Genomic DNA, 8,634 nt, shown 5'->3' with positions numbered 1-8,634 from the left:
AGAAAAACAAGCAGAAAACAAGAAAATAAGCATTAAAAGAATGAGAAAAATCGCCTCTTGGAATTTAGATTACTTGCAGGAGTTATTGAAATTTTAATGCGTTTGACCTGTCATCAATTTCTTAAAAAAATATATGTGAAGAAAAACATTTACCTTTATAAATTAACCTTCCTTTTTTTAATTTTCATAGGTTTTACCGATATTTTTGCCCAAGAGACTCCCGCTGACAGCTTAGTAAGCGTCAGGAAAGATTTCAGCTTGGCAGATCCTGTTCATTATGATGCTTATTACGACCTCAAGACAGGGATGTACTATCTGTATCCGAAGATTGGCAATACCATCGTTGGAGCGCCCATCGCGATGACGTTTGAAGAATACAAAAACTACACCATGCAGAACAATCTTCGTAAGTATTACGAAGAAAAATCTCTTTTAAACGATCTCGGACGCAGGCGAGACCAGACGGATGCGAAGAATAAAGGCTTGATACCGGCGATCACCATCAAGAACAAAATGTTCGAAAATATCTTTGGAAGCAACAAAATAGAGTTGATTCCGCAGGGTTTTGCCTCATTTGATCTGGGGGTTCTTTCTCAAAAAATTGATAATCCGCTCATCCTTCCCCAGAATAGGAAAAGTTTTGCCATCAATATCCAACAGAGAATCCAATTGGGGATTACGGGCAAGGTTGGAGAAAATCTTCAGCTCAAGGCTAACTACGATACCCAGAGTGGATTCGCTTTCGAAAATAGGCTCAACATGGTTTGGCAGGCCAAAGGAACTTGGAGGGATCTGCAATCCAAAGGACTTGATGAAAAAGGGCAGGATCCGGAAGATAAGATCATCAAAAGGGTAGAGGTCGGGAACATCAGCATGCCGCTTTCTACAAGTTTGATCCGGGGATCGCAATCATTATTCGGTCTGAAAACAGAATTCCAAATGGGTAAAACCACGGGAACTTTGGTTTTTTCGCAGCAGCAAGGCGAGGCCAAAACCATCGTGGCACAAGGCGGCGGAACGATGAGCACCTTCAAAGTCAATGCTTTTGATTATGAAGATAATCAGCATTATTATTTGGGACATTACTTTTTGGATAATTACGACGCATCGCTGGCTAATTACCCATTGATTAATTCCAGAATCAATATCACCAGAATGGAAGTGTGGGTGCTGGATCAGGGCGGCTCCAACTTGGAAAGTCAGAAACCAATTGTCGGAATCAGAGATTTGGGAGATCAGCAAGGCGTCACACCGAGCAACAGCAATAATAATCTGTACAGTCAAATCGTTTCTACCTTAGGAGGCAACCGCGATATCAATACCGCCTACAGCACATTGGCGGGAAAATCTTTCCCCAATTCTCAAGGCGTTTTGGAGCCATATACCTCTGGCGAGCAATACATCACCAATACCAAGGCTCGAAAATTAAATACATCGGAGTACAAATTCAATTCCCAGTTGGGGTATATATCTTTAAATCAGAGACTTAATGATAATCAGTTTCTGGCGGTCTCCTATTCTTATACCATCAACGGTTCTAGCACGGTGTACAAAGTGGGGGAGTTTTCTGAGGAAAATCCGGTGCTTATTACGAAACTCTTGAAATCCAATGTCGCTGTGAAACCCACTTCTCCGATGTGGCAACTGATGATGAAGAACATTTATTCCCTCAATTCTAATCAGTTAATCGCTGAGGATTTCCTGCTCAATGTTAATTTCAGAGATCCCAATTCCGGCGGGAAAGTTAATTATCTGCCCGGGGCTCAGTACAATAATGGTATTCCGGCGGATACCAATTTATTAAGATTGCTAAACTGGGATCGCCTGAATATTAATAACGATTTACAACAAAACGCACAAGGCCTATACGGAGACGGTATTTTTGACTTTGTACAAGGAATTACGGTTGATGCTGAAAATGGGAAAATCATTTTTACGAAGGCCGAGCCGTTTGGGAAATATCTGCAGAGCATATTGGCCAATCAGGATACGACGCCGTATGTTTTCAGTGATCTGTACAACAAGCAGAAAGCCCAAGCGCAGGAAAGTTCGCTCGCACAGCGCTACACCATCGAGGGCCGATACAAAGGAAGTCAAGGACAAGGGATTTCTCTTGGTGCCATCAACGTTCCACAGGGATCCGTGCGGGTGACTGCAAACGGGGTGCAATTGGTAGAAGGGGTAGATTATACCGTCGATTATATGCTGGGAACCGTTAATATCATTAATGAAACGGTGAAGCAATCCGGACAGGCGATCAATATTTCTTTGGAAAATCAGATGACCTTCAATATGCAAAGAAAAAGTTTCTGGGGATTGAATCTTGAGAGAAAATTCAGCGATCATTTGATGGTGGGCGCCACGGTTGTCAACTATTCCGAAAGACCATTGACCCAAAAAGTAAATTATGGTCAGGAAGCCGTTAGCAATACAATGGCCGGCTTCAATTTGATGTACAACAATCAGTTGCCATTCCTGACAAGGCTGACGGATAAAATTCCTCTCGTCGATACCGAAGCGCCATCCAACTTGAATTTCAAGGCAGAAGGTGCCTATCTGATTCCGGGTCAAAACAAGGGCATCAACGATCAATCTTACATCGACGATTTTGAACAGACTACTTCCAAAATTTCTTTGAAAGAACCTGCAATGTGGAGCTTGGCTTCCCGGCCGGAAAAAAACTTAAATGATGTCGTCTTTCCACAAACCGTTTCAAATGACAACTTAAACAGCGGAAACGGAAGAGGGCTCTTGTCTTGGTACACCATTGATCCCAGATTTTACGGCGTGGGCGGAGCAGCACCCAACGGGATCAACGCGGCGGCACTTTCCAATTTTGCTTCCAGAAGAGTTCAGATGAAAGAACTGTACAACAACAGAGATTATGTGGCGGGTGAGCAAACGATTCTTAATACTTTTGATATCACTTATTATCCGGAAGAAAGAGGTCCTTACAACGTGAATCCTGCTACAGAAACCGTCTCGCAGAGATGGGCAGGCCTGATGCGGCCAATCTCCGTGACCAACTTTGTAACTTCCAATATCGATTATGTAGAGTTCTGGTTGCAGGATCCTTATGCCGACGGAAATACTTTGGGTACCGATCCCAAACTTTTACTGCAACTGGGGAACGTGTCCGAGGATGTTTTGAAGGACGGCAAACTCCAGTACGAAAATGGATTGCCAACTGCCGCGGCGCCTTCCAATACCTCTACCACCAATTGGGGAACGCAGCCGAGCCAATTCCCAATTCTCTATGCTTTCTCTACAGAAGGGGCGGGAAGAACCGAGCAAGATTTGGGCTACGACGGTCTGGCCGCTACTCAGGAACAAGAAAAGTTTGGCACCAACTTCGCCAATCCCGTGACCAATGAGCTGGATCCGGCTTCTGATAACTTTGTATTCTATTTGTCAGACCAGTTCCAGGGCGATCTTGCATCTTCTTTGACTGAGCGTTACAAATATTTCCGTGGTCCTGAAGGCAACTCCGCTGCCAATACTTTGGAAGTTGCAACCCAAACGCCGGATGCAGAAGACGTAAACAGAGATTATAACTTGGATCAGACAGAAAATTACAACCAATATACCATCAATCTCTCTCCAGCCAGTTTGACTTTGGGACAGAACAAAATAGTAGATGTAAAAGAAGTGGATGTCAAATTCGAGAACGGGCAATCCAAAAAAGTAAAATGGTATCTCTTCCGCATCCCGGTTGCCAACTATGACGACAATACCGTTGTCGATGGCTCGGATGTCTCCGTCCTTAATAATGTCCGATTTGCCCGATTATTAATGAAAGGATTTGAGCAGACTTCCACACTTAGATTTGGATCTTTCGATTTGGTAAGGTCTGACTGGAGAAAATATTCCAACAAAATCTACAGCGCATCTGTCACCAATGAGGACGAAGGAAATAGCGCGCCTGCCGATCAAAATTCAAATTTCGATCTCGGAAGTGTCAACCTTGAGGAGAACGGCTTAGGCACACCACCGTACGTTTTGCCTCCTGGCATCGAGCGACAAGTACTAAGCGGCAATGCTGGTGCGCAACGGCAAAATGAATCCTCGTTGTATATGAAAGTAGATCGCTTGAAGAACGAATCCAGAGGCGTTTTCAAAAATACAAGTTTGGATATGCGCCGATACAAGAAATTGGCTCTGTTTGTTCATGCAGAAGATGTATCTCCTACTTCTACTAATACGAGCACCTTAAATAAAGATGCCAAATTCTTTATCCGTTTTGGTAGCGATGCGACGGATAATTATTACGAATACGAAACTTCCTTGACGATGACGGCCAAGAATGCAACGTCGCCGTTAGACATCTGGCCCGATGCCAACACCGTAGATCTGGAAATAGAAAACTTTGTCAATGCCAAACTGCAACGCGACGAGCTCTTGAGAGAAGCGAATCCAACGATTACAATTGACCAACGCTATGATTTTACCGATTTTGGAGACGAGGACAAGAAAATCTACGTCAAAGGCCGTCCAAGTATTGGAAATGTGACGACGATGATGATTGGTGTGCGAAGCCAAAACGACAATGGCGAAGGCAAGAGCCTTATCCTTTGGGTAAACGAAATCCGTCTTTCCGAAATCGAAAACAAAGGGGGATATGCAGGGAACGCAAGTTTAAATTTCAACCTGGGCGATTTTGCAATGGTCAATGCCAATGCGTCTTATGCTTCAGTTGGATTTGGAGCGATAGATCAGAAACCATCGGAAAGATCTCAGGATGAGAATTCGGCTTTCAGCATCAATACAACTGTAAATGTAGATAAGTTTCTTCCTGAAAAAATCGGAATGAAAATCCCTGTCAATTATTCCTACACGCAGACGATGACCAATCCGAAGTACAACCCGCTGGATAATGACATCGAGCTCAATAAAGCACCGAATGAAGCCGAACTGAAAAAAGTCGTCAGCACCTATACTCAGCAAAGAAGCATCGGCGTGGTAAACATGAGAAAGGAGAGAATGAATCCGAACAAAAAACCGAAATTCTACGATGTAGAAAACTTAAATGTTACAGCCATTTACAACGACGACTTTTACCGCGATGTGTACACCAAACGCAACTACAAACAATATTTGAATGGATACATAGAATATAACTACACCTTCAAACCGTATGTTTTGAAACCGTTTAACAAGATGGTAAGTGATACGGCTAAATCCTACAAATATCTAAGGTGGATCAAAGAAATTAACTTCAACCCAGTGCCTACGAGATTATCTTTCAGAACCATTTTGGACAGAAATTACAACGAATTGGAGTACAGAAATGTGGATGCCTTGCTTTCCGGAAATGCAGGTGCAGACTTCGATGTTATCAAAAACAGAAACTTCTTCTTCGGATGGCAATATAGTTTGGGATTTAATTTTACCCGATCCCTCAAGCTGGAAATAAGTTCGGAGACCAAAACACTCAATGATAATTTGGATGTCAATTCTATGAACAACCGCTCCATCTTCAGCAATGTCTTCAGAGCCGGGCGTCCTGTTTTGTATAACCACCGGGCGCAGTTGAACTACAGATTGCCATTTGAATATTTTCCTTATTTGGATTTTATCAATGCAGAGGTGAGTTATCAGTTCCAATACAACTGGAATGCAAGATCCACCGGCACCAGAAATGTGGTGTTCGAAGACAAAATCGAAAATCTTGGAAATATCTCTCAAAATACGAATGCCATCGTTGCAACTTCTACGGTGGATATTCCCAGATTCTTTGGCAAATTTGATTATTTCAAAAAGATTAATGATAAAATGCAGAAGCGCCGTCAGGAAATAGACTCGCTCAACAACGTGTACAACACCGCATTTACAAAGAAAAACAGCCGATTCAAATTCAAATCATATAAATTCAAGAATAAGCTCACGCCACTTCAGGCAGCAGCCTATGCGCTCACATCCTTCAAACAGTTGGACTTTAATTATTCCGAAAACAATGGCATTATGTTGCCGGGACTTCTATCGGCGCCTAATTTCTACGGCTATGGGCAAACACTTGGCGGGCCAACGATTGGTTTCCTATTGGGATCCCAAGCCGACATCCGTAGAACTGTGATAGAGAATGGATGGATTTCTAATTCCTCCTTAATGAACGATGCCTATACAGAACTTCACAACAGAACCTTTACAGGCAATCTGCAGATTATGCCGGCCAATGATCTTAGAATAGATTTCAATGTATTGCAGACTTATACCCGGAATTTTATGCAAGGAGGCTACAATATCGACGCCGATATTACCAAAGAGGGATTCCAATTTTCTTTTGGATCGGAAATGATAACTTATTCCAACACTGCGTGGACTTTCGGTACCGCCTTCAAAAGTGGATCTGCCATTTATCAGGATATCAAAGACAATGCCTTGGCGATCTCTCAGCAGTATGAAGGCATTAGAGATAATGAAGGCTTCACGGCCGGCTACTCCAAAAGCAATGCGTATGTTTTGATACCTGCTTTCCAAGCAGCAATCGAAGGAAAATCGCCTAAGAAAATGAGCAATCCTACCAAGGCAGGTACGCCATTACCCAACTGGAAATTGGTGTATTCGGGTCTTAGAAATATCCCGATTATCAACAGTCAGTTCACCAAATTTGATATTTTGCATTCTTATGTTTCGACTTCTACGATGTCTGGTGTACAATCGAGCATCGATTACTATAACAGAAATCCGGAGGATATCGGCACCATGTACGACTCCAATGGCAACAGATACAATCCTTATACAGTAACCCAAGTGGGCTATGTGGAAGCATTCTATCCTCTGGTTGGTTTTGATGTCACGATGAGGAATAATATGCAGTTCCGGTTCAACTACAACAGGGACCGTACGTATATGTTGGGATTAGTCAATAGCACACTTACAGAAGAGCTCGGAACCGAATATGTATTCGGCTACGGCTACATTTTGAAAAATCTCAAAATCCGTCTGAATTATCAAGGAAAAGTAAAAAATATAAAAAGTGATCTCAATATGAGAGCAGACCTGTCAATGCGGGACAGCAAAACGACGATTACCAACATCCTGATAGATGATTCTCAGATTACAGGCGGACAAAAAATCTTCAGTCTCAAACTCTCCGCAGATTACAATATGTCACAAAACCTGAACCTNCTAATTAGAGTATAAAGCATTATTCAGTACTCGCATCAACCTATGAAATGGGTATGTATAGATGCGCTTATTTTTTTTGTAATTTGTTTTCATTCTATTGTTATATATAATTAAATTTGTCAAAATCTAATCAAAAGAAATGAATACACCATCTGAACTAAAGTACACCAAAGATCACGAGTGGATCAAAATAGAAGGAGAAATAGCCACCATCGGGATCACAGACTATGCCCAAGGCGAATTGGGCGACATTGTTTTCGTAGATGTAGATACGGTGGGCGAAGATCTTGATGCCGGCGAGGTTTTCGGCAGCGTAGAAGCCGTAAAGACTGTTTCCGACCTCTTCCTTCCTGTTGCCGGCAACGTAATAGAAATGAACTCGGAATTAGATGACCAGCCGGAATTATTAAATTCAGACCCGTACGGGAAAGGCTGGATCATAAAACTCAAAATTGCAGAAGATGCAGATTTTAGCAAATTGCTCTCCGCAGAAGAATATCAGGAAGTTGTTGGATAATTTTGTTACTAAATATATTAAGATTACATTGCCCATCTATTGGGCAATTCTTACATATATGCTGTTGCGCCCCGGGGTCGAGAACAAAGAATACTTCTTTATGTTTCCGCAGCTGGACAAGGTCATTCATTTTTCAATATTCTTTCTACTAGGTCTTTTATTTAAAGTTCGCTTTCCAAAAATTTCTATATTTCACTTTTTTCTTATCCTGATTTCTTATGGCTTACTTACCGAGATTCTTCAGGATGTGATGGATTTGGGTCGATCCTTGGAAATATTAGACGCTGTTGCCGACAGCTTGGGCGTCTGCCTCGCCTTCTATTTATATAATAAATATTTGAAATCTTAGGTTGTAGTCATACGATAGAATTTCTAAACAAGTTTAGCACATAATGTGGATAACTTTATATCAATTACTACCGTACTGTTTTGCAGTTCTTTAATTGAGCCTTTTTTACACAATTGTAAACTCATTGTTAATTCTATTTGCAAGCCGACTTTATCCATACTATATTTGCACAACTAAAGTGAAAGCTTTTTGGAGCGCAGAGAAGTTTAGAACTAATTAATCTTTGAATAATATATAGATTAAAAAATTAAAAATAATTTGCCAGATAAGAAAACAATCTGTATTTTTGCACTCCCGAATTAGAATGATTGGGTTAAGTGAAGTAAGATTAGAAGGATATTATTGAGTGTTTTTAAGGTTGAGAAAAAAACCATAAAAAAGATTTGGTAGGTTCGTTAAAAGTTTATACTTTTGCACACGCAAATTGGGGGATACAGATAAAAAGAGATCCTGAGGAAGCGTAAAGAAGGACGTTCATTGACATAACATATAACAACCAAGTAAGAAAACCAAAGCGTCAATTTTAAATTGAGTTTGAGTATAGGAGACGAACAAACATACAATGGAGAGTTTGATCCTGGCTCAGGATGAACGCTAGCGGGAGGCCTAACACATGCAAGCCGAGCGGTATTTGTCTTTC

The 8,634-nt window shown here is 41.5% G+C and carries 3 protein-coding genes and 1 rRNA gene; all 4 read left to right on the top strand.

The genetic code is table 11. The features are described 5' to 3' along the window. The first annotated feature begins 135 nt into the window (after nt 1–135). Nucleotides 136–7,143: a cell surface protein SprA gene (gene sprA / locus DTW91_RS12475; RefSeq protein WP_228412721.1), complete on the top strand. Its 7,008-nt coding sequence runs from the start codon at nt 136–138 to the stop codon at nt 7,141–7,143. 124 nt (nt 7,144–7,267) lie between these two features. Further along, the gene (gene gcvH / locus DTW91_RS12470) at nt 7,268–7,645 is read left to right on the top strand and encodes a glycine cleavage system protein GcvH (protein ID WP_125203685.1); all 378 of its coding nucleotides are present in this window, start codon (nt 7,268–7,270) and stop codon (nt 7,643–7,645) included. Next, on the top strand, nt 7,590–7,994 hold the full coding sequence (locus tag DTW91_RS12465) for a VanZ family protein (protein ID WP_185144786.1): 405 nt from the start codon (nt 7,590–7,592) through the stop codon (nt 7,992–7,994). Before gcvH ends, DTW91_RS12465 begins: the two co-directional genes overlap by 56 nt. A gap of 559 nt (nt 7,995–8,553) precedes the next feature. Then, nucleotides 8,554–8,634 (top strand): 16S ribosomal RNA (locus DTW91_RS12460); the annotation flags it as partial.

The organism is Chryseobacterium sp. SC28 (assembly GCF_003932955.1).
Lineage (GTDB): Bacteria > Bacteroidota > Bacteroidia > Flavobacteriales > Weeksellaceae > Epilithonimonas.
The sequence above is the reverse complement of the archived record's forward strand: the minus strand, read 5'-3'. Positions and strand labels throughout refer to the sequence as shown.

What these genes read in the sequence shown, in the direction of transcription:
- DTW91_RS12465 (WP_185144786.1), top strand. Translation starts at nt 7,590, where the DNA reads ATGCAGATTTTAGCAAATTGCTCTCCGCAGAAGAATATCAGGAAGTTG.
- gcvH (WP_125203685.1), top strand. Translation starts at nt 7,268, where the DNA reads ATGAATACACCATCTGAACTAAAGTACACCAAAGATCACGAGTGGATC.